This is a genomic window from Streptomyces sp. MA5143a, assembly GCF_900290235.1.
Taxonomy (GTDB): Bacteria; Actinomycetota; Actinomycetes; order Streptomycetales; family Streptomycetaceae; genus Streptomyces.
Window position 1 is genome coordinate 255,750 of record NZ_OLMK01000050.1, and the last position, 20,709, is coordinate 276,458.

Below are 20,709 nucleotides of genomic sequence, written 5' to 3' on the forward strand. Positions count from 1 at the left end.
GGATTCTCCCGGGGCGCGTCGGCGGACTGCCTCGCGGTCGGCCGCACCGCCGCGGGGGGCTGCCCGCGTGTCACACAGTGACCGGTGGGTTACTGGCGTCACAGGTTTCGTGCCGAAAACGTGGGTGTTCTGACGGTTCGCTCGGGCAGGAGACATCCTGAACGGGTCGCAAGCGCCGGCCGACGGCTCGACGGCCACGACGGAAAGACGGATGGCACAACGGATGACAGCAGGAAAAAGCACGTGCGGCGGGCTCCGTTCCCGCACTCTTGAGTCCTGATACGTGAACTGGTGAATCGGTGAGGTGAAGCGCTGATGAGCACCACCCGGCCTGTCTCGCCGGGCGACCGCGGCCCGGAACCGGGTGCCGGCGGCGCTTCCGGGGCGCCCGGAGAGGACCGGCCCGCGGCGACGGCCGCCGGTCGCCGGTCCCGCCGGCTGAGCTTCGACGGCGAGAGCGGCGTGGTCCCGCTCGCCCGTGACTTCACCCGCCAGGCGCTGTACGAGTGGGGATGGCTGCCCGCCGCCACCGCCGACCAGCGGGCCGCGGCCGAGGACGTGCTGCTGGTGGTGTCCGAGCTGGTCACGAACGCCTGCCTGCACGCCGGGGGGCCCGCCGAGCTGTGGATCAGCTGCGACAACAAGGTGCTGCGCATCGAGGTCGCCGACCGGGGGGCCGGGAATCCGGCGCCGCGCACACCACACCGGGCGGGACGGCCCGGAGGGCACGGCATGTTCATCGTGCAGCGCCTGTGCCTCGACTGGGGGGTCGTGCGGACGCCGGGCGCCTCCGGCAAGACCGTGTGGGCGGAACTGGGCGCCCCGGCCTGAGCCCGGCGGCGGCTCGGCGCGCCCCGGCCCGAGTCCGGCAGTTGCTCCGCGCGCCGCCCCGACCCGAGTCCGGCAGTCGCTCCGCGCGACCCGTGGGCCCGGAGCGCCGCCCCGGTGCGTCGACACACATCCGACACTTGCGTGTGTCTTCCCTCCTCAAGACCCCCGGCGTACCTTGAGCGGCCGATCTGATGTTCCGTCAGAATGTGGGGTGCCGAGGTGTCGTACCGGACGTACCAGAAACGAACCGCCGCGCTCACGTCCCTCGTGGCCCTGGCCGGCTCGGCGGTGCTGATGGCCGCCCCGGTGGCCCATGCCGAGGTCGTGGACGTCACGTACAACTGCAAGACGCCGATCGGGGACAAGTCCGCGGTCTCGCCCATCGACATCAAGGGCGTGAAGCGGGGCGACGGCTACCGGATCACCATGTCGTGGCAGAAGGGCGTCTCGTCCAGCCCGGTCGAACTGGGCAAGGGCGCGATGAGCCCGAGTGCCACGATCAGGCTGAGCGGCGCCGAGAGCGGGACGCTCACGGTCACGGGGCCGGCCAACCAGGAGGCCCTTCCGGCCAACACCCCCATCAAGATCAATGACCTGAGCGGGACGTACACCCCGAAGAAGACCGGCAAGGTCGACTTCACCGCCGGCGTGCTCACCATCAAGGCCCTCGGGACGGTCACCACCTGCACCCCGGGCAACGATCCGGGGCCGTCGCTGACGCTGGACGTCACCGCGGCGGGCGGGGGCGGGTCCGGTGGCTCCGGAGGGTCGACCTCCGGGGGGACGAGCGGTACCGGCGGCTCCGGCGGTGAACTGCCGCAGACCGGCCCGCTGGACTCGGCGGTCGCCCTCGGCACGCTCGGCGGCACGGTGCTGCTCGCGGGCGCCGCGGGCGCGCTGTGGCTGACGCGCAGGAATCAGACCGCGCGCCGCTGACGGGAGCGGTGACGTGAGGAGTGCGCGGATTCGCGCGGCGGCGGTCGTGCTCGTGCTCGTGTCGGCGCTGGCGCTCGGCGCGCCGCTCGGTGGCGGGCCGGGCCCGGCCGTGGCGGCGGACGGCCCGGCCGTGACACTGTCCAAGTCACAGGCGGGGACGGGCGGTTCCCTCACGGTCACCGGCAGCGGCTGGCGGTCGAGGGCGCTGCTGATGATCCTGATCTGCGGTCGGTCGACGCCGTCGCGGGGTGTGCCGGGCGGCACCGACTCCTGCGCCAACGCCGACGGCCGGGCCGTGACGGCCGACGCCGAGGGCGACTTCAGCCGGAGCGTGCCGGTGGCGGAGCCGCCGGTGCCGTGCCCGTGCGTGGTGCGCGTCGCCACCATCACCGGGAAGAAGGCGGAGGCATTCGCGGCCTTCCAGGTCGCCGGGCACTCGGTCGAGCCGCTGCCCCCGGAGGCCACCGGCGGACGGCTCTCCGTGCTGACCGACACGGAGTTGAGGGGCACGAGCGGGCTGCTGACCTGGTTCGGGGCCCCGGCCACCCGTGAACTCGTCCTCACCGTCGGCAATGTGGGCGCCTCCCCGGTCAAGGACCCCGTCTTCCAGGTCGGCACCTCGCACGGGGTGTACGCGCCGCAGTGGGAGGACCACCAGTGGCGCGGCACCATCGAGCCGGGCCGCAAGGCGCGCGTCTCCCTCCCCGTGGAACTCGCCGCCGGGGCGCACGGCGACTACACCGTCTCCCTCACCTACGGCGGCAAGGTCCTCGCCGAACACCCCTGGGACGTGGGCCGCCCCTGGGGCGTCACCCTCTTCTGGCTCCTGCTCTGCCTCGTCGTACCGGCCGCGCTGTTCCGCGTCGGACTGGCGGTGGTGGACCGGTTCCGGCCGCGCCGCACCGCCTCCGGCCGGCGGTCCCGCCGCCGGTCACCGCTCCCCGGGCGCACCCGTCGGCTGCTCCGGTGGGGCGCCTCGACGGGCGCGCACGCCGAACCCCGCCCGTCGCCCTCCGGGGCCCGCACCACGTCTCGTACGACCCCGGCCCTGCCGTGGTTCACCCCGGACACCGATCCGGGGACCACGGCGGCCGGGGCGCTCTCCGCACCGAGGGAAGACAGCCCCACGACTCCGACCAGAGAGGGAAGCGCGTGAGAGCGCAGCGAAGAGCCAGTGCACTCGGGGTCGCCCTGATGCTCGGCGGGGCCGGTGCCCTGCTGGGGGCGGCGGCCGTGCCGGCGTACGCGGGCGAGGTGTCGTACGCGACGAAGTGCGTGCCGCCGCCGATCTCCGGACTGCCGCCCGTCGAGGGCACGACCAAGGTGGAGATCACCGCCCCGAAGTCGGCGAAGGTCGGCGACGAGGTCGAGGTGGTGTGGAAGTTCGTCCAGGCCGCGTCCAAGAACCCCGACCTCATCGACCTGCCCGCCAACACCGTCCAGCCGACCGGCACGCTCAGGGCCGCCGGGGCGCAGACCGCCGACATCGCCATGAAGGGCCCCCGCGAGAACCCCGCCATCCCCAAGGGCGCCGCCATGGTCCTCTCCACGATGAAGGGCACCCTGAAACTGACGGCGCCCGGCGCGGTGACCCTGACCCCCGGCGGGTACGCCATCGACGTCTTCTCGACCCAGACGACGTGCGCGCCGACCGTACCGGTGGCCGCCGGGGCGACCATCGACGTCACGGGCGGCGGCGGGACTTCGGGCGGTACCAGCGGCACCACGGGCGGCAGCGGCACGAGCGGCACGAGCGGTACCACCGGCACGAGCGGCGGCACGACGTCGGGCGGCACCACCGCGGGCGGCACCACCGCGGGCGGCACCACGGCGGGCGGGACGACGGCGGGCGGGACGACGGCGGGCGGTACGACGGGCGGGACGACGACCTCGGGCACGACCTCCGGCGGCACCTCTTCCGGGGGCACGACCCACGGAGGCGCGACCGGCGGCGGCACGACCGGCGGCGGCACGACCGGTGGCGGTGGTGGGCAGACCGACTTCCCCGGCAAGGAGGTCCGGGTCCCGTACGACTGCGTGACGCCCATCGGCGACCGGAGCGTGGTCTCGCCGGTGCGGATCGACGCCACGAAGGACGGCGGGAACTTCGACCTCACCGTGCGGTTCAAGAAGTCGGTGATGGACAGCCCCGCCGACATCCCCGCGGACTCGGTGAAGCCCGCCATGGAGATCGTCCTCGGCGGGGCCGACAAGGGCTCGGTCCGGGTCGAGGGACCGACGAACGCCGAGCCGATCAAGGCGGGCGACCCCATGGAGATCCCCGACCTCACCGGCACCTACAAGCCGGGCGCGAGCGGTGAGTCCACGCTGGCCCCCGGCGTGCTGACGATCAAGGCGCTGGGTACGACCACCACGTGCACCCCCGCCGAGTCGCTGGTCTCGCTCACCCTCGACACCGAGGAGCAGCCGGGCGGCGCGGCGGGCGGCTCCTCGTCCCCCGGTTCCGTGGGCGGCGGCTCCGCGTCCGGCTCCGGCACGGCATCCGGCGGCGCCATCGGCGGCGGACTCGCGGACACGGGGGCGGGCGGCGGTCAGGGCACGCTCAAGGCGCTGGCCCTGCTCGCCGGCACGGCGGCGCTGCTCGGCGGCGCGGTCTTCACCTTCATGCCGCGCCGCTGTCTGCGCTGAGTCCCGCGACCACGGCGGGCGGGTACGTCCCCAGAAGCCCGCAGGGCCGCCGCACCCCGAGGTGCGGCGGCCCTGCGCGAAAGGCCGGGGCGGCGGGCTCAGCGCACGTCGCCCATGAGCCGCTTGACCTTGTTGCGGTACAGGTACAGCGCGACACCGGCGAGCGCGGCCAGGGTGGCCTCGACGGCGACGAAGCCCGCCCGGTCGAGGTTGACGCCGCCGACGGCCTCGTTGGACAGCAGCGCGGTGACGGAGTCGCCGGCGCTGACCGCGAGGAACCAGACGCCCATCATCTGGGAGGCGTACTTCACCGGCGCCATCTTCGTCGTGACGGACAGACCCACCGGGGAGAGCGTCAGCTCACCGAGCGTCTGCACGAAGTAGATCCCGGCGATCCACAGCGCGGCGGCCTTCTCGCCGTCCCCGGCGATCGCCAGCGGCGCCAGGAAGAGGAAGAACGACGCACCGACCAGCAGCAGCGCCGCCGAGAACTTGACGATGGTGCTCGGCTCCTTGCCCCGCCTGTTCAGCCACACCCACAGCCAGGCGAAGACCGGCGCCGCCGCCATGATCATCAGCGGGTTCAGGGACTGGTACCAGGAGACGGGGAACTCCCAGCCGAGCACGCTGTTGTCGGCCGACTCGCTGGCGAAGACGGCCAGCGTCGAGGCGCCCTGGTCGTAGATCATCCAGAAGATCGCCGCGGCGACGAAGAACCAGACGAACGCCGACATCCGGGACTGCTCGGCGGCGTCCAGGTCGCGGTCCCGCTTGATCCGGGCGATCACCCAGATCGGGACGAGCAGACCGATGAGCGTGACCGGGATCACCGCCCAGTTGACGGTGTAGTGACCGGACAGGCCGAGGGCGCCGTAGAAGACGACCGGGACGGCCAGCCACAGCAGGGCCTTGCGCAGGACGGCCGCCTTCTCGGCGGCGGGCATCGGCGTGGGGACGATGTCGCTGCGCTCGCTCAGATGGCGGCTGCCCAGCAGGAACTGCGCGAGGCCCAGCGCCATGCCGACCGCGGCCATGCCGAAGCCGAGGTGCCAGCCCACCTTCTCGCCGACCGTGCCGATGGCCAGCGGCGCGGCGAAGGCACCCGCGTTGATGCCGATGTAGAAGACGGTGAAACCACCGTCGCGGCGCGGGTCGTTCGGGCCGTCGTAGAGGTGGCCGACCATGGTCGAGATGTTGGCCTTCAGCAGGCCCGAGCCGATGGCGACGAGGGCGAGGCCCAGGTAGAAGACACCGGCCGACGGCAGGGCCAGGGTCAGATGGCCGAGCATGATGACGACGCCCGCGACGGCGACCGTCCTGCGCGGGCCGAGGAAGCGGTCCGCGATCCACCCGCCGGGGAGGGTGAGCAGGTACACCATCGACCCGTACACCGCGGTGATGGTGATCGTCGCCGCCGCGCCGAGGTCCAGGCCGTTCGGCGCGACCAGGTAGAGCGGCAGAAGGGCCTTCATGCCGTAGTAGGAGAATCTCTCCCACATCTCGGTCATGAAGAGAGTGGCCAGTCCTCGGGGGTGGCCGAAGAAGGTGCGCTCGTCGCCGGGGGTCCCCCGGTCGGCCGAGTCCTTCGTCAGGCTGGACGCCATGGTCGTTCCTTGCGCTTCGGGACGCCGCACACGGGGTGCCGCGCCCGGTCGGAGGGGCGGCCGGCACCACCGGGGATCCACGCCTTCTACGCGCGTCGACGGCAGGGGATTCCGTCGGCGCGGGGGCCGGCCACAGGTCATTCCCGCGGGGCCGGAGAATCCGGCTCCGCGCACAAAAGAGACCTTCAGCGCATATATGCCGCCAAAGGTCCCCACGTGTCGCTATAGGCGTTCCATCACCATACGCCAGAGTAGACAAGGGAATGGAAGGGATTGAGAGGCGGATCACAGGTAAGAATGCGATAGCGCTCGTGTATTCGAAGGTGGGTTCGGGAATTGCCTCCCCACAGAGCGGGGTGCCCATTCCGGGAGGCGAAACCGCCGCGGAAATCCGCACGGACCGTCCCCGATCTCCATGGACCCTCGACGGCCGCGGCCTGATCTTCACGGGGCAGGGGCGGAATGCCCGACCTATTCGATCTTGGCCGTCAGGGGTAAGAATTCCGCCGGACAAAGGTGTGAATCAGGCTTGCCGATCACCCTCCACCTGCGGTTCTCGGCGGACTACCATCAGCGCATGACCCGTGTACTGCTCGCCGAGGACGACGCGTCCATCTCGGAGCCGCTGGCCCGCGCACTGCGCCGGGAGGGGTACGAGGTGGAGGTCCGCGAGGACGGCCCCACCGCGCTGGACGCCGGAATGCAGGGTGGCGTCGACCTGGTCGTCCTCGACCTGGGGCTGCCCGGCATGGACGGTCTGGAGGTCGCCCGCCGGCTGCGCGCCGAGGGCCACACCGTGCCGATCCTGATCCTGACCGCGCGCGCCGACGAGGTGGACACCGTCGTCGGCCTCGACGCGGGCGCCGACGACTACGTCACCAAGCCGTTCCGGCTCGCCGAGCTGCTCGCCCGCGTACGGGCGCTGCTGCGGCGCGGCGCGGCCGAGCCGCAGCAGCCGCCCGCCACGCACGGCGTCCGGATCGACGTCGAGTCCCACCGGGCGTGGATGGGCGACGAGGAGCTCCAGCTCACCGCCAAGGAGTTCGACCTGCTGCGGGTGCTGGTGCGGGACGCGGGCCGGGTCGTCACACGTGACCAGCTGATGCGCGAGGTGTGGGACACCACGTGGTGGTCCTCCACCAAGACCCTCGACATGCACATCTCCTGGCTGCGCAAGAAGCTGGGCGACGACGCGGCGAACCCCCGGTACATCGCGACCGTGCGGGGCGTCGGCTTCCGGTTCGAGAAGAACTGAGAGCCCTGTGAACAAACCCGCGCCCGGATCCGCCTCGGGGCCCGGGCGCGGGTTCGTTCACAGGCTCTGAGGGACCCGTGCGGGCGCCTGACGGCCCCGGGGTCCGGGCGCCGCCCTGACCCCGTACCGGGTGCCGCACAATCGAAGGTCCCAGAACACCCCGCCCCGCCCGGAGGGCAGCCGTGCGTCGCCGTCTCATCCAGTCCACCCTCGCCGTGGTCCTCGTGGTCATCGCGGTCTTCGGCGTCTCCCTCGTCATCGTCGAGACGCGGACGATCAGCAACAGCGCCCAGGAACGCGTGGAGTCCGAGGCGGTCCAGCTGACCAGCATCGTGGACAGCCGGATCATCGGGGACGAGCGGATCACCGCCGAGGTCCTGGAGGACCAGGTCGGCGACGACCGCTACGCCCGCATCCAGATCCCCGGCCAGCGCACGATCGAGATCGGCGCGAAGCCCGTCGGCGACGTCATCCGCCACGAGGCCAAAGGTGAGAAGGACGAGGTCGTCACCGTCGAGGAGTCCCGCTCGGCGGTCAGCCGTGAGGTCGGCCGCACCCTGCTGATCATCGCGGCGGTCGCCCTGCTCGCCGTCGTCGCCGCGGTCCTCCTCGCCGTACGGCAGGCCAACCGCCTCGCCTCCCCGCTCACCGACCTCGCCGAGACCGCCGAACGCCTCGGCTCCGGCGACCCCCGCCCCCGGCACAAGCGGTACGGCGTCCCCGAGCTGGACCGGGTCGCGGACGTCCTGGACGCCTCCGCCGAGCGCATCGGCCGCATGCTGACCGCCGAGCGGCGCCTCGCCGCGGACGCGTCCCACCAGCTGCGCACGCCGCTGACCGCCCTGTCTATGCGGCTGGAGGAGATCACGCTCACCGACGACCCGGCCACGGTGAAGGAGGAGGCGCACATCGCGCTCGCCCAGGTCGAGCGGCTGACGGACGTCGTGGAGCGGCTCCTGACGAACTCCCGCGACCCGCGCAACGGCTCCGCCGTCGCGTTCGAGCTGGACGAGGTCATCAAGCAGCAGCTGGAGGAGTGGCGCCCCGCCTACCGCAGCGCAGGCCGCGCCATCGTCAGCTCCGGCAAGCGGCACCTCCAGGCCGTGGGCACGCCGGGGGCGGTCGCGCAGGTGCTGGCCGCGCTGATCGAGAACTCGCTGATGCACGGCGGTGGCACGGTGGCGCTGCGCACCCGCGTCATCGGCAACCAGGCGGTCATCGAGGTCACCGACGAGGGGCCCGGTGTCCCGGCCGACCTCGGTGCGCGGATCTTCGAGCGGGCGATCAGCGGGCGGAACTCCACGGGGATCGGGCTGGCCGTCGCCCGCGACCTCGCGGAGGCGGACGGCGGACGTCTGGAGATGCTCCAGGCCCAGCCCCCGGTGTTCGGCCTGTTCCTGTCCCGGACCCCGGTCAGGACGCCGCCCGGCGACGACCGGCCCGTGCGGTAGCAGCGACGACGGGGCGGCGGCAGCGGGCGAGAGTGCCTAGCGCCGGTCGTCCGGGCGCTTGGCCGGGCCCCCGCCGGTCAGCGCGGGCGGGTGGGCGGCTCCCGCCTCCAGGAACGATTCCGCGCTCGCCACCGCCTCGCGGGCGGGCAGGGCGCGGAACACCCACGTCCGGTACGACCAGAAGCGGAAGAGGGTCGCGACGCCGATGCCGAGGAACTTGAAGATGTTGCTCTGCAGCGGGCTGTCCCAGCCGAACCCGTAGGTCGCGGTGTAGAGGACGCCGTTCTCGACGACCAGGCCCACCGCGCTGAACAGCAGGAAGAGGCTGAGCTCCTTCGTGCGGCCGCTCTTGTCGCGGTCCCGGTAGGTGAAGTAGCGGAACCCGACGTAGTTGAAGGCGATGGCGACGACCGTGGCGATCACACTGGCCCGGACGACCTGGAGGTCGGTGGTGTGCCGGACGAGGTTGAACACGGCGAGGTTCACCAGCAGCCCGGCACCGCCCACCGCACCGAACTTGGCGACCTCACGGACGAGGAGGTCGATCCGTCGGCGCAGGACGCCGCGGGGCTTCGGGTGAGGCCCCGAGGTGGTGCTTCCCATCGTCTGCCGGCCCCCGTCGCTCGGTGGTCTGTCGTACCTCGGTCGGTACCAGGTCGGCCCTGTCGGCCCTGTCGGTCCGAAAACAGTTGATCTTCGTTCGAAATCCACTGGAAAATCCACTGGTTCCGCCATGCTAACCAGCGCCCCTGGGCAGCGCCCGTGCAGCACCTCACACCCGCTTCCCGGGCGCCGGAAGGGGGCGGGAACCGGACACCGGGAAGTGGCCGATTCCATGGCCGATACTCTGGGGGTGTGACGTTCCCGGTAGTCGGCATGGTCGGCGGCGGTCAGCTCGCTCGTATGACGCACGAGGCTGGCATCCCGCTCGGCATCAGGTTCAAGCTCCTCAGTGACACCCCTCAGGACTCCGCGGCCCAGGTCGTCGGTGATGTCGTCATAGGCGACTACCGCGATCTGGAGACGCTGCGCGCGTTCGCGCAGGGCTGCGACGTGATCACCTTCGATCACGAACACGTACCCACCGAGCACCTCCGGGCGCTGGAGGCGGACGGCATTCCCGTACGTCCGGGCCCGGACGCCCTCGTGCACGCCCAGGACAAGGGTGTGATGCGGGCGAGGCTCGACGCGATCGGCGTGCCCTGCCCGAGGCACCGCATCGTCGCCGACCCGGCGGACGTGGTGGCCTTCGCGGCGGAGGGCGAGGGATTTCCGGTCATCCTCAAGACCGTCCGCGGCGGCTACGACGGCAAGGGCGTGTGGGTGGTCCGCTCCGCCGAGGACGCCGCCGAGCCGTTCCGCGCCGGGGTCCCGGTCCTCGCCGAGGAGAAGGTCGACTTCGTCCGGGAACTCGCCGCCAACGTCGTACGGTCCCCGCACGGCCAGGCCGTCGCCTACCCGGTCGTCGAGTCCCGGCAGGTCGACGGGGTGTGCGACACCGTGATCGCCCCGGCGCCCGACCTCGATCCGGCCCTCGCCCTCCAGGCGGAGGAGATGGCCCTGCGCATCGCCAAGGAACTGGACGTCGTCGGCCACCTCGCCGTCGAGCTGTTCCAGACCCGCGACGGCCGCATCCTGGTCAACGAGCTGGCCATGCGCCCCCACAACTCCGGCCACTGGAGCCAGGACGGCGCCGTCACCTCGCAGTTCGCCAACCACGTCCGGGCCGTCCTCGACCTCCCGCTCGGCGACCCGCGCCCCCGCGCGACGTGGACCGTCATGGTCAACGTCCTCGGCGGCGACTACCCGGACATGTACTCGGCGTATCTGCACTGCATGGCCCGCGACCCCCAGCTCAAGATCCACATGTACGGCAAGGACGTGAAGCCCGGCCGCAAGGTCGGTCACGTGAACACCTACGGCGACGACCTCGACGACGTGCTGGAGCGCGCCCGTCACGCCGCCGGATACCTGAGAGGCACGATCACCGAATGAGCCCGGTCGTAGGCATTGTCATGGGGTCGGACTCCGACTGGCCCGTCATGGAGGCCGCCGCGCAGGCCCTCGACGAGTTCGAGATCGACTACGAGGTCGACGTGGTCTCCGCGCACCGCATGCCGCGCGAGATGGTCGCCTACGGCGAGGAGGCCGCGGACCGGGGCCTCAAGGTGATCATCGCCGGGGCGGGCGGCGCCGCCCATCTGCCCGGCATGCTCGCCTCCGTGACCCCGCTGCCGGTCATCGGCGTGCCCGTACCGCTGAAGTACCTCGACGGCATGGACTCGCTGCTGTCGATCGTGCAGATGCCGGCCGGGGTGCCCGTCGCGACCGTGTCCGTGGCCGGCGCGCGCAACGCCGGACTGCTCGCCGCCCGCATCCTCGCCACCCAGGACGAGGAACTCCTCGGCCGGATGCGGGAGTTCCAGCAGGAGCTGAACGACCAGGCCACCGAGAAGGGCAAGCGCCTGCGCACCAAGGTCGAGGGGTCGGCGGGCGGCTTCGGCTTCGGCAAGTGACGCACCACTGACCGCGAGAGCCGCGACGACCCGGGCGACCGGGAGGACGGGGGAGTACGGCAAGTGACCGGGACGACGGGGGACGAGGAAGTGACCGGGATGACGGGGACGGGTTCGCTGGAGGAGGCCCGGGAACTGCTGCGCGAGTTCCCGGTCGCCGACGGGCACAACGACCTGCCGTGGGCGCTGCGCGAACAGGTCCGCTACGACCTGGGCGCCCGCGACATCGCCACCGACCAGAGCGCCTATCTGCACACCGACCTCGCCCGGCTGCACGCCGGCGGCGTCGGCGCCCAGTTCTGGTCGGTGTACGTGCCCTCGGACTCCGCGTTCCTGCCGGGCGCCGTCCCCGCCACCCTCGAACAGATCGACTGCGTACGGCAGTTGATCGACCGTTACCCGGCGCGGCTGCGGTCCGCGCTGACCGCGGCCGACATGGAGGCGGCCCGTACCGAGGGCCGTATCGCCTCCCTGATGGGCGCCGAGGGCGGTCACTCCATCGACAACTCCCTCGCGACGCTACGCGCGTTGTACGCGCTCGGCGTCCGCTACATGACGCTCACCCACAACGACAACATCGCCTGGGCGGACTCCGCGACCGACGAACCGGCGGTCGGCGGCCTGTCCGCCTTCGGCCGCGCCGTCGTCCGGGAGATGAACCGCGAGGGCATGCTCGTCGACCTCTCGCACGTGGCCGCGACCACCATGCGCGACGCGCTGGACGCCTCGGCCGCACCGGTGATCTTCTCCCACTCCTCGTCGCGTGCCGTCTGCGACCACCCCCGCAACATCCCGGACGACGTCCTCGAACGCCTGTCCGCCAACGGGGGAGTGGCGATGGTGACCTTCGTACCGAAGTTCGTCCTCCAGGCCGCCGTCGACTGGACGGCCGCCGCCGACGAGAACATGCGCGCCCACGGCCTGCACCACCTCGACACCACCCCCGAGGCCATGCGGGTGCACCGAGAGTTCGAGGAGCGCAACCCGCGCCCCGTCGCCACGGTCGCCACGGTCGCGGACCATCTCGACCACATGCGCGAGGTCGCCGGCGTCGACCACCTCGGCATCGGCGGCGACTACGACGGCACCGCCTTCACCCCGGACGGCCTGAACGACGTCTCCGGCTACCCGAACCTGATCGCCGAGCTCCTCGACCGCGGTTGGTCCCGGACCGACCTCGCCAAGCTCACCTGGCGGAACGCGGTCCGTGTGCTGGGCGCCGCCGAGGACGTCGCCCGCGACCTGAAGTCCCGTACGGGCCCGTCGAACGCCACCCTGGAGCAGCTGGACGGGTGACACCCGGCCGGCGGTACGGCCCCCGTCCGGCGGCGACGGGGAGGCCGTACCCCCGAACGCCGCACCCACCAGGAATCCGGGCGGCCCCTGTGGCACGGTGACGGTGACTGCGTTCACCGACCGGGTACGGAGGTCCGCCATGGCAGACCTGCAGGACGAACTGCAAGCGACAGCGGAGGCGGGGCGGCTCGACGCCCCCGCGAAGCGGAAGCCGAAGCCGAGCCATCGGTTCGGAGCGGCCGAGCCGATAGCCCCGCCGGACGACACGGCCGAGCCCGACTCCACCGAGCCCGGCACCGCCGACGGCGCGCAGACCCCCGAGCAGGCACCCGAGCAGTCGGACGAGCAGTCGGACGGGCAGTCGGACGGGCTGGAGGAGGCACACGCCTTCCTCGCCGACCACCCCGTGGCCGACGGCTACAGCGGGCTCCCCTGGGTGCTGCGCCACCTGCCCTGCTACGACCTGGAACTCGGCGAGAGCGGCGTGGACACGGACGTGCCCCGGATGCGCGAGGGACACATCGGCGCCCTGTTCTGGTCGCTGCACCTGTCCGAGCCGCTGACCGGCGACCGGGCCGTCGGCGCCACCCTGGAGCAACTCGACCTGGTCCACAAGGCCGTCCACGCCCATCCCGAGGGCCTGCGACTGGTCCGCACCGCGGGCGAGGTCACCGACGCCCACCACTGCGGCCGCGTCGCCATCCTGCCCGGCCCCGCCGGCGCCCCCGCCCTCGGCGACTCCCTCGCCATCCTGCGCGCCCTGCACGCGCTCGGCCTGAAGGCCCTCACGCTCGCCGGCGTCTCCTGGGCGAGCGAGGCCGGGCTCAGCCGGTTCGGCGAGGAGGTGGTCCGCGAGATGAACCGTGTGGGCGTCCTCGCCGACCTCTCCGGCGCCGGTGAGCAGACGATCCGCCGGACCCTCGCGGTCTCCCGCGCCCCGGTCCTGTGCACCCGCTCGGCGGCCCACGCCCTGCGCCCCCACCCCGCGAACCTCACCGACGACCTGCTGGCCGCGCTGGGCGAGGCCCACGGCCTGTGCATGGTGCCGCTCACCGCCGAGCAGACCGGCCCCTCCGTGCGCGACGTCGCCGACCACCTCGACCACGTCCGCTCGATCGCCGGACCCGGGAGCGTCGGCCTCTCCGGCACCTACGACTCCGGCGCCGCCCACCCCGAGGACCTCGCCGACGCCTCCTGCTACCCCCACCTGGTGGTCGAGCTCCTCCACCGCGGCTGGTCCCACGACGACCTCGCCCTGCTCACCTGGGGCAACGTCCAACGCGTCCTGCGCAGCGCCGACTTCACGGCGCGGGTGGCCCGTGACCGCCGCGAGGCCTCGACGGCGCGGATCGCCGACCTGGACGGCTGACACCAGAGGTGAGGGCCCGACCGGGCGACAGCCCCCGGGCCCTCACCGGCCGACCACGAGGCCGACCACGAGGCCGACCACGAGACCGGGCACACCGGCCCGACCTGCGCGGCCTTGCTCACGCTCAGGCCCGGCACAGGCACTCAGGCCCGGCACAGGCAGAACGGGTGCCCCGCCGGGTCGGCGTACACCCGGAAGCCGCGCTCACGGTCGGCCGTGTCCAGCGGCTTCGCCCCGAGCGCCAGCACCTCCTTCTCCGCCGCGTCCATGTCCTCCACGTTCACATCGAGATGGAACTGCTGAGAACGGGACGGCGACGGCCACTGGGGCGGCACGAAGTCCGGCGCCTGCTGGAACGCCAGCCGGACACCCGCGTCCGGCACCCTCAGGTCCACCCAGTCGCCCTCGCCCGAGACCTCCCCGCCGACCAGCTCGGCGTAGAACCCGGCGAGCGCGGCCGGGTCGGGACAGTCCAGGACGACGACATCCAGCTTGGCGATGGCCATGACTGCTCTCCTTCGCTCTGCGATCCGGTTACCTGTAGAAGCGGGTAACCAGTAACGGTTACTGCATGCTTCCCTATTGGCGGTAACGTCGCAAGCATGAGGTCGCACGCATGAGTGAGAGAGTGCCCGCACCCGGCGGCCTGGCCCTCATCGAGAGCCTGGTGAACACGCTGGACGTGGAGTCGGGCGCCGACGCCCTCGACACCCCGGAGGGCCGGGCCCGTCTCGCCCTGACCGCGGCCGAGGACCTCGCGGACGTACGGGAACTGCGCGAGTCGCTGCGCGCCGTCTGCCTCGCGCACGCGGGACACCCGCCGCACCGCGCGGTGACCCCGCTCGGCGACCTGCTGGCCGCGGCGCCGCTCGTCGTCGACGTCCGCGCCGACGACGGCTCGGCGCGCCTGCGCCCCGCCGCCGACCCCGCGACCCTCCTCGCCCGCGTGGCCGCGGCCGTCGCCGAGGCCCTCACGGAGGGCACCTGGCAGCGCCTCAAGGCGTGCGAGGCCGCCGACTGCCACTGGGCGTACTACGACCGCAGCCCCGCCGGGCGCGGCCGCTGGTGCTCGATGCAAGTGTGCGGAGCCCGCGCGAAGATGCGCCGCTACCGCGCCAAGTGAGCCGGTGAGCCCGCCGAGTGAGCCGGTGAGCCCGCCGAGTGAGTCCGATGAGCCGTACATCACCCCGTGAGTCACCGGCGAAGTAAGCGCTTAGCACCCACGGGGGACCGGAACGGTGGAGAATGAGCGCAGACGCCGTTCCGGCCGACTGAGCCTCGGCCGGAACGGCGTCGCCCGCTCCCCGCCCGGTCGAACTCCGGGCCCGCCGCGGCCCGGAAACGGACCGCGGCCCCGGGTCAGGCCGTCGGCCGGCCCATCGCGCGGTACGTCCAGCCGGCCCGGCGCCACAGCTCCGGGTCCAGGGCGTTGCGGCCGTCCAGCACCAGCCGCCGGGACGCGACCTCGCCCAGCGCCCGCGGGTCCAGCTCCCGGAACTCGCGCCACTCCGTCAGGTGCAGCACGATGTCGGCGCCCCGCACGGCCTCCAGCGCCGAGTCGGCGTACCCGAGCGTCGGGAACAGCCGGCGCGCGTTGTCCATGCCCTTCGGGTCGTAGACCGTGACCTGTCCGCCCTGGAGGTGGATCTGCCCGGCCACGTTGAGCGCGGGGGAGTCCCGTACGTCGTCGGAGTCCGGCTTGAACGTCGCGCCCAGCACCGCGACCCGCCTGCCCAGGAAGGGGCCGCCGCCGAGCGCCTGCCGGGCCAGTTCCACCATCTGACCGCGCTGGCGCATGTTGATGGAGTCGATCTCGCGCAGGAACGTCAGTGCCTGGTCGGCGCCCAGCTCACCGGCGCGGGCCATGAACGCCCGGATGTCCTTCGGCAGGCACCCGCCGCCGAACCCGATGCCGGCCCGCAGGAACTTCTTCCCGATCCGGTCGTCGTGCCCGATGGCCTCCGCGAGCTTCGCGACATCGCCCCCGGCGGCCTCGCACACCTCGGCCATGGCGTTGATGAAGGAGATCTTGGTGGCGAGGAAGGAGTTCGCGGAGGTCTTCACCAGCTCGGCGGTCGGGAAGTCGGTGACGACGAACGGGGAGCCTTCCTCGACCGGCGTCGCGTACACCTCGCGCAGCAGCTTCTCGGCCCTCTCGCCGCGGACACCCACCACGATCCGGTCCGGGTGCAGCGTGTCGTTCACGGCGAAGCCCTCGCGCAGGAACTCCGGGTTCCAGGCCAGCTCGGCGTCCGCCCCCGCCGGGGCGTGCTCGGCGAGATACGCGGCCAGCCGGTCGGCGGAGCCCACCGGCACGGTCGACTTGCCCACGACCAGGGCCGGGCCCGTCAGATGCGGGGCGAGCGAGGCGAAGGCCGCGTCGACGTACGACATGTCGCAGGCGTACTCGCCATGCCGCTGCGGGGTGTTCACACACACGAAGTGGACATCGCCGAAGGCCGCGACCTCGGCGTAGTCCGTCGTGAAGCGCAGCCGCCCGGTGGAGCCCTCGATCCCGGCGACGTGCCGGCGCAGCAGCTCCTCCAGACCCGGCTCGTACATCGGGACCTCGCCCCGGCGCAGCATGTCGATCTTCTCTTCGACGACATCGAGCCCGAGCACCTCGAATCCCAGCTCGGCCATGGCCGCGGCGTGGGTGGCGCCGAGATAGCCGGTGCCGATCACGGTGATCTTGAGGGCCATGGATGCTCCTGGGACGTACGGCCGTGGGTGCGCCGCGACGTGCGCGGCGGGTGCGCCCTGAGCATAGTCGGGGCGTGTCCGGGCCCCTCACCGGGCAGATTCCCCCTGGTGCCGCGACCGGTCCGGGACCTGTCGCCAAGCTCACGTATCTCTCGCGTGGGCAGGCCCTTTAAAATTTGAGTTACTTAACGGTAGTTAGCATCGGGAGCGTGAGAGACCTTGGCCGGATCGGCTGATTTCGACCTGTACCGCCCGTCCGAGGAGCACGACATGCTCCGCGACGTGATCCGTTCCCTCGCCGAGGCGAAGATCGCGCCCCACGCCGCCGCGGTCGACGAGGAGGCCCGCTTCCCCCGCGAGGCGCTCGAAGCGCTCGTCGCGAACGACCTGCACGCCGTGCACGTGCCGGAGGAGTACGGCGGCGCCGGCGCCGACGCGCTCGCCACGGTCATCGTGATCGAGGAGGTGGCCCGCGTCTGCGTCTCCTCCTCCCTCATCCCGGCCGTCAACAAGCTGGGCTCGCTCCCGGTGATCCTCTCCGGCTCCGAGGAGCTGAAGAAGAAGTACATGGGCCCGCTCGCCAAGGGCGAGGGCATGTTCTCGTACTGCCTCTCCGAGCCCGACGCGGGCTCCGACGCGGCCGGTATGAAGACCAAGGCGGTCCGCGACGGCGACCACTGGATCCTCAACGGTGTGAAGCGCTGGATCACCAACGCCGGCGAGTCCGAGTACTACACGGTGATGGCCGTCACCGACCCGTCCAAGCGCTCCAAGGGCATCTCCGCGTTCGTCGTCGAGAAGTCCGACGAGGGCGTCTCCTTCGGCGCCCCGGAGAAGAAGCTCGGCATCAAGGGCTCCCCGACCCGCGAGGTCTACCTCGACAACGTCCGCATCCCCGCCGACCGCATGATCGGCGAGGAGGGCACCGGCTTCGCCACGGCGATGAAGACCCTGGACCACACCCGCATCACCATCGCCGCCCAGGCCCTCGGTGTCGCCCAGGGCGCCCTCGACTACGCCAAGGGCTACGTCCAGGAGCGCAAGCAGTTCGGCAAGCCCATCGCGGACTTCCAGGGCATCCAGTTCATGCTCGCCGACATGGCCATGAAGATCGCCGCTGCCCGCGCCCTGACCTACCAGGCCGCCGCCGCCTCCGAGCGCGGCGACAGCGACCTCACCTTCCAGGGCGCCGCCGCCAAGTGCTTCGCCTCCGACGTCGCCATGGAGGTCACCACCGACGCCGTCCAGCTCCTCGGCGGCTACGGCTACACCCGCGACTACCCGGTGGAGCGCATGATGCGCGACGCCAAGATCACGCAGATATACGAGGGCACGAACCAGGTTCAGCGGATCGTCATGGCCCGTAACCTGCCGTAACTCCTTCGGCGCATTCGGTGAACGGCCCCCGGCACCCCGCCGGGGGCCGTTCATTTGTGGGGCGAATGGTGCGGAATGTTTGCGTCCGCCCAATGGCGGGTGGCGGCCCGGGGGCGTAGGACGGTAGTGCACGGGGTCCGCCCCGGACCCCCGCTCCCACCTCTGGAGGAGCCATGCAGGAGACCGGAACCATGACCGCGATGAGCAAGGAGATGCAGGACTGCGTCAACGCGTGCATGACGTGCCACACGGTGTGCGAGGAGACCATGAGCTCCTGCATGCAGGCCGGCGGTCAGGCCCAGATGCAGATCATGCGCGCGCTGATGGACTGCGCCGAGATGACCCGTATGTGCGCGGACATGATGATGCGCCGCTCCCCGATGAGCGCCGAGATGTGCGCGATGTGCGCCCGCGCCTGTGACATGTGCGCCGAGGCGTGTATGTCCATGCCCGACGATCCCCAGATGATGCGCTGTGCCGAGGCGTGTCGTCGCTGCTCCGAGATGTGCCGGGCGATGTCGGGCGCGACGGCCTGAGACGAGGCCGGTCCCACCCGCACGACCGTACGCGCACGACCGAGGGGCACCCCGTGCGGGATGCCCCTCGGCTGTGCGGTGCGGTTGCCGCCGTGTCGTCCGGCGGTAGGTCAGTTGCCCGACACCGTCACCGTTTCGTCGTTCTTCAGCTCCTCCACCAGCTTCTTCACCTTCGCGGTGTCCCACTGGAGGTTGCCGTTGCCGGTGTTGCCCGAGATCGGCATGTTCATGGACTTGCCGTCGCCGCCCGTGACGCCCTTCATCGCCCAGAACATGTCGGCCAGGTCGAACAGGCTCATGTCCTTGTCGACGATCAGCGTGTCGAGGCCGGCGCTCATCGTCGGGTACAGCTTGAAGGGGTTCAGGACCGTGCTCGGCGTCGCCGTCTGGCTGGCGAGGGCCGCGAGGAACTTCTGCTGGTTCTTGGTGCGGTCGAGGTCGCTGCGCGCGAGGGCGTAGCGGGTGCGGACGAAGGCCAGCGACTGCTCGCCGTTCAGCGTCTGCTTGCCCGCCTCGAAGTTGGCGCCCGACTTGGTGTCCTTCAGGCCGCCCTTGGGGATGTCGATCTCCACGCCGCCGACCGCGTCGACGATGTTCGCGAAGCCGGCGAAGCCGATCTCCACGTAGTGGTCGATGCGCAGTCCCGTGTTGGCCTCGACGGTCCGGACCAGCAGCTCCGGCCCGTCCTCGGCGTACGCGGCGTTCAGCTTCACCTGGCGGCCGGTGCCCTTGTACGTCTTGCCGGACTCGGAGCCCACGAAGCTGGGGATCTCCACGTTCGAGTCGCGGGGCAGCGAGATCAGCGTCGGACCGTTGGACCCGGTGTGCAGGATCATCATCGAGTCGGTGCGCTTGCCGTCGGCGGACCCGGTGTGCAGTTCCTTCTTCTGCGTGTCGGACAGGCCCTCGCGGCTGTCGGAGCCGACGATCAGGTAGTTGGTGCCCTCGCCCTCCTCCGGCCGCTCGATGACCTTCGACAGGTCGACCTCGCGGTTCAGCTTGGAGTCGGCCCAGAAGTAGGTGCCGATCGTCGTGCCGAGGAGGACGACGGTGACGGTGATCGCCGTCCACTTGATCCGGCGCCGCCAGTTCGGCGCGGGACGCTCACCCCGGCCGTCGTAGCCGCCGGGGCCGCCCGGACCGCCGCCGCCGTACACCTGGCCGGTGTTGTAGCCGCTGTCGTAGTGGTCGGAGCCGCCGCCGTAGTTGTCGTACGCGTCGCCGTACGCCGGCTGCTGTGGCACGCCGCCCTGAGGAGGTGCCGACGGGCCGCGGCGGACCTGGCGCATCACGCGCGGCCCGTCAGGGTGTGCGCCGGCGCTTCCTTGTCCGTACCCGCCGCCGCGGTTGCTGTCGGACCATCCCTCGGGCCAATCGTTCATGCGCCCCAGTGTGCAGGGCTCCCCTGTGGGCCGTACAAGGGTCGGCGGGATTTCGCAGCGCGGCTGTTGCCAAGCTGATGCAAAGCGGACCTTACGAGGTCACGCATAAGGTGGGCGCCATGACAGAGCAGGCCCCCGCAGCGGAATCCGATATACCCGGCAAGCCGACCTCGGCGTCCCGGACCACCCTGAGCCACATCATGACCCACAACGACACCAACCTGCTGGGGACGGTGCACGGCGGTGTGATCATGAAGCTTGTCGACGACGCGGCGGGCGCGGTGGCCGGGCGTCACTCCGGTGGGCCGGCCGTCACCGCCTCCATGGACGAGATGGCCTTCCTGGAGCCGGTCCGGGTGGGCGACCTGGTCCATGTGAAGGCCCAGGTGAACTGGACGGGGCGGACGTCCATGGAGATCGGGGTCCGGGTGCTCGCGGAGCGGTGGAACGAGTCGACACCGCCGCAGCAGGTGGGGTCGGCGTATCTGGTGTTCGCGGCGGTCGACGCCGACGGCAAGCCGCGCCGGGTGCCGCCGGTGCTGGCGGAGACCGAGCGGGACCGGCGGCGCTACCAGGAGGCGCAGATCCGCCGGACACACCGGCTGGCCCGCCGCAAGGCGATCCTGGAGCTGCGGGAGAAGAGGATCGCGGACGGCCTGGGCGACTGAGCCGGCCCCGGGCACCGAGCACCGCCCGCGCCCCGCAGGGCAGGGCGACTGAACCGTCCCGGGCGTCGAACACCGCCTGTGCCCTTCAGGGGCAGGGCAACCGATCCTTCCCAGGCGGCGGACACCGCCCGTGCCC

The 20,709-nt window shown here is 71.7% G+C and carries 19 protein-coding genes; 14 read left to right on the top strand and 5 right to left on the bottom strand.

Translation table 11 applies throughout. The annotated features are described in order from the left end of the window. Positions 1–315 precede the first annotated feature (315 nt). From SMA5143A_RS23765 to SMA5143A_RS23780, 4 genes are all read left to right on the top strand, one after another. Positions 316–831 (top strand): ATP-binding protein, encoded by a 516-nt coding sequence (locus SMA5143A_RS23765; RefSeq protein ID WP_107464862.1) that lies wholly within the window; start codon positions 316–318, stop codon positions 829–831. A gap of 204 nt (positions 832–1,035) precedes the next feature. Then, on the top strand, positions 1,036–1,767 hold the full coding sequence (locus SMA5143A_RS23770; protein ID WP_107464863.1) for a peptidase: 732 nt from the start codon (positions 1,036–1,038) through the stop codon (positions 1,765–1,767). A gap of 13 nt (positions 1,768–1,780) precedes the next feature. Further along, positions 1,781–2,923, top strand: coding sequence for a hypothetical protein (locus SMA5143A_RS23775; protein WP_107464864.1), 1,143 nt, complete (start codon positions 1,781–1,783; stop codon positions 2,921–2,923). Between the two features lie 38 nt (positions 2,924–2,961). Continuing rightward, positions 2,962–4,416 carry a hypothetical protein gene (locus SMA5143A_RS23780; RefSeq protein WP_107464865.1) on the top strand — a complete coding sequence of 485 codons (1,455 nt, stop codon included), beginning with the start codon at positions 2,962–2,964 and terminating at the stop codon, positions 4,414–4,416. A 98-nt stretch (positions 4,417–4,514) separates the two neighbouring features. On the opposite strand, the gene SMA5143A_RS23785 is transcribed toward SMA5143A_RS23780, so the two are convergent. Beyond that, entirely contained in the window at positions 4,515–6,020 is a 1,506-nt protein-coding gene (locus SMA5143A_RS23785) for a peptide MFS transporter (protein ID WP_107464866.1), read from the bottom strand. A 577-nt stretch (positions 6,021–6,597) separates the two neighbouring features. Between SMA5143A_RS23785 and SMA5143A_RS23790 the strand changes: the two genes are divergently transcribed. Together SMA5143A_RS23790 and SMA5143A_RS23795 are read left to right on the top strand one after the other, a co-directional pair. Continuing rightward, positions 6,598–7,275, top strand: coding sequence for a response regulator transcription factor (locus tag SMA5143A_RS23790; RefSeq protein ID WP_048819934.1), 678 nt, complete (start codon positions 6,598–6,600; stop codon positions 7,273–7,275). Positions 7,276–7,457: 182 nt separating this feature from the next. After that, positions 7,458–8,726 carry an ATP-binding protein gene (locus tag SMA5143A_RS23795; RefSeq protein ID WP_107464867.1) on the top strand — a complete coding sequence of 423 codons (1,269 nt, stop codon included), beginning with the start codon at positions 7,458–7,460 and terminating at the stop codon, positions 8,724–8,726. A 36-nt stretch (positions 8,727–8,762) separates the two neighbouring features. On the opposite strand, the gene SMA5143A_RS23800 is transcribed toward SMA5143A_RS23795, so the two are convergent. Continuing rightward, positions 8,763–9,329: a GtrA family protein gene (locus SMA5143A_RS23800; protein ID WP_107464868.1), complete on the bottom strand. Its 567-nt coding sequence runs from the start codon at positions 9,327–9,329 to the stop codon at positions 8,763–8,765. A gap of 252 nt (positions 9,330–9,581) precedes the next feature. On the opposite strand from SMA5143A_RS23800, the gene SMA5143A_RS23805 reads away from it, so the two are divergent. The 4 genes from SMA5143A_RS23805 to SMA5143A_RS23820 all read left to right on the top strand — a co-directional run bounded on the left by SMA5143A_RS23805 (position 9,582) and on the right by SMA5143A_RS23820 (position 13,907). After that, a complete protein-coding gene (locus SMA5143A_RS23805; RefSeq protein WP_107464869.1) occupies positions 9,582–10,721 on the top strand; it encodes a 5-(carboxyamino)imidazole ribonucleotide synthase in 1,140 nt (379 codons plus the stop codon). Beyond that, positions 10,718–11,242, top strand: a complete 525-nt coding sequence (purE, locus tag SMA5143A_RS23810) for a 5-(carboxyamino)imidazole ribonucleotide mutase (RefSeq protein ID WP_079058503.1) — start codon at positions 10,718–10,720, stop codon at positions 11,240–11,242. The genes SMA5143A_RS23805 and purE overlap by 4 nt, the downstream gene beginning before the upstream one ends. A gap of 99 nt (positions 11,243–11,341) precedes the next feature. Beyond that, positions 11,342–12,538: a dipeptidase gene (locus SMA5143A_RS23815; protein ID WP_107464870.1), complete on the top strand. Its 1,197-nt coding sequence runs from the start codon at positions 11,342–11,344 to the stop codon at positions 12,536–12,538. 139 nt (positions 12,539–12,677) lie between these two features. Beyond that, positions 12,678–13,907 (top strand): dipeptidase, encoded by a 1,230-nt coding sequence (locus tag SMA5143A_RS23820; protein ID WP_107464871.1) that lies wholly within the window; start codon positions 12,678–12,680, stop codon positions 13,905–13,907. Positions 13,908–14,050: 143 nt separating this feature from the next. Here SMA5143A_RS23820 and SMA5143A_RS23825 read toward each other — a convergent pair whose 3' ends face one another. Then, the gene (locus tag SMA5143A_RS23825; RefSeq protein ID WP_107464872.1) at positions 14,051–14,413 is read right to left on the bottom strand and encodes a VOC family protein; all 363 of its coding nucleotides are present in this window, start codon (positions 14,411–14,413) and stop codon (positions 14,051–14,053) included. Between the two features lie 110 nt (positions 14,414–14,523). On the opposite strand from SMA5143A_RS23825, the gene SMA5143A_RS23830 reads away from it, so the two are divergent. Next, positions 14,524–15,030: a CGNR zinc finger domain-containing protein gene (locus tag SMA5143A_RS23830; protein WP_107464873.1), complete on the top strand. Its 507-nt coding sequence runs from the start codon at positions 14,524–14,526 to the stop codon at positions 15,028–15,030. A 236-nt stretch (positions 15,031–15,266) separates the two neighbouring features. Here SMA5143A_RS23830 and SMA5143A_RS23835 read toward each other — a convergent pair whose 3' ends face one another. Beyond that, the gene (locus SMA5143A_RS23835) at positions 15,267–16,610 is read right to left on the bottom strand and encodes a UDP-glucose dehydrogenase family protein (RefSeq protein ID WP_107464874.1); all 1,344 of its coding nucleotides are present in this window, start codon (positions 16,608–16,610) and stop codon (positions 15,267–15,269) included. A 219-nt stretch (positions 16,611–16,829) separates the two neighbouring features. Between SMA5143A_RS23835 and SMA5143A_RS23840 the strand changes: the two genes are divergently transcribed. Together SMA5143A_RS23840 and SMA5143A_RS23845 are read left to right on the top strand one after the other, a co-directional pair. Then, on the top strand, positions 16,830–17,987 hold the full coding sequence (locus SMA5143A_RS23840) for an acyl-CoA dehydrogenase (RefSeq protein ID WP_055516948.1): 1,158 nt from the start codon (positions 16,830–16,832) through the stop codon (positions 17,985–17,987). Between the two features lie 173 nt (positions 17,988–18,160). Beyond that, positions 18,161–18,523, top strand: a complete 363-nt coding sequence (locus tag SMA5143A_RS23845; RefSeq protein WP_107464875.1) for a four-helix bundle copper-binding protein — start codon at positions 18,161–18,163, stop codon at positions 18,521–18,523. Between the two features lie 110 nt (positions 18,524–18,633). Here the strand turns inward: SMA5143A_RS23845 and SMA5143A_RS23850 are convergent, their stop codons facing one another. Further along, positions 18,634–19,905 (bottom strand): LCP family protein, encoded by a 1,272-nt coding sequence (locus SMA5143A_RS23850; protein ID WP_107464876.1) that lies wholly within the window; start codon positions 19,903–19,905, stop codon positions 18,634–18,636. 119 nt (positions 19,906–20,024) lie between these two features. Here SMA5143A_RS23850 and SMA5143A_RS23855 point away from each other — a divergent pair, with 119 nt between their 5' ends. Beyond that, complete coding sequence (locus SMA5143A_RS23855; RefSeq protein WP_180303459.1) at positions 20,025–20,573, top strand: acyl-CoA thioesterase; 549 nt, start codon at positions 20,025–20,027, stop codon at positions 20,571–20,573. Positions 20,574–20,709: the final 136 nt, after the last annotated feature.

What these genes read in the sequence shown, in the direction of transcription:
- SMA5143A_RS23765 (WP_107464862.1), top strand. Translation starts at nt 316, where the DNA reads ATGAGCACCACCCGGCCTGTCTCGCCGGGCGACCGCGGCCCGGAACCG.
- SMA5143A_RS23770 (WP_107464863.1), top strand. Translation starts at nt 1,036, where the DNA reads ATGTGGGGTGCCGAGGTGTCGTACCGGACGTACCAGAAACGAACCGCC.
- SMA5143A_RS23780 (WP_107464865.1), top strand. Translation starts at nt 2,962, where the DNA reads ATGCTCGGCGGGGCCGGTGCCCTGCTGGGGGCGGCGGCCGTGCCGGCG.
- SMA5143A_RS23785 (WP_107464866.1), bottom strand. Translation starts at nt 6,020, where the DNA reads ATGGCGTCCAGCCTGACGAAGGACTCGGCCGACCGGGGGACCCCCGGC.
- SMA5143A_RS23790 (WP_048819934.1), top strand. Translation starts at nt 6,598, where the DNA reads ATGACCCGTGTACTGCTCGCCGAGGACGACGCGTCCATCTCGGAGCCG.
- SMA5143A_RS23800 (WP_107464868.1), bottom strand. Translation starts at nt 9,329, where the DNA reads ATGGGAAGCACCACCTCGGGGCCTCACCCGAAGCCCCGCGGCGTCCTG.
- purE (WP_079058503.1), top strand. Translation starts at nt 10,718, where the DNA reads ATGAGCCCGGTCGTAGGCATTGTCATGGGGTCGGACTCCGACTGGCCC.
- SMA5143A_RS23815 (WP_107464870.1), top strand. Translation starts at nt 11,342, where the DNA reads ATGACGGGGACGGGTTCGCTGGAGGAGGCCCGGGAACTGCTGCGCGAG.
- SMA5143A_RS23820 (WP_107464871.1), top strand. Translation starts at nt 12,678, where the DNA reads ATGGCAGACCTGCAGGACGAACTGCAAGCGACAGCGGAGGCGGGGCGG.
- SMA5143A_RS23825 (WP_107464872.1), bottom strand. Translation starts at nt 14,413, where the DNA reads ATGGCCATCGCCAAGCTGGATGTCGTCGTCCTGGACTGTCCCGACCCG.
- SMA5143A_RS23830 (WP_107464873.1), top strand. Translation starts at nt 14,524, where the DNA reads ATGAGTGAGAGAGTGCCCGCACCCGGCGGCCTGGCCCTCATCGAGAGC.
- SMA5143A_RS23835 (WP_107464874.1), bottom strand. Translation starts at nt 16,610, where the DNA reads ATGGCCCTCAAGATCACCGTGATCGGCACCGGCTATCTCGGCGCCACC.
- SMA5143A_RS23845 (WP_107464875.1), top strand. Translation starts at nt 18,161, where the DNA reads ATGCAGGAGACCGGAACCATGACCGCGATGAGCAAGGAGATGCAGGAC.
- SMA5143A_RS23850 (WP_107464876.1), bottom strand. Translation starts at nt 19,905, where the DNA reads ATGAACGATTGGCCCGAGGGATGGTCCGACAGCAACCGCGGCGGCGGG.
- SMA5143A_RS23855 (WP_180303459.1), top strand. Translation starts at nt 20,025, where the DNA reads ATGACAGAGCAGGCCCCCGCAGCGGAATCCGATATACCCGGCAAGCCG.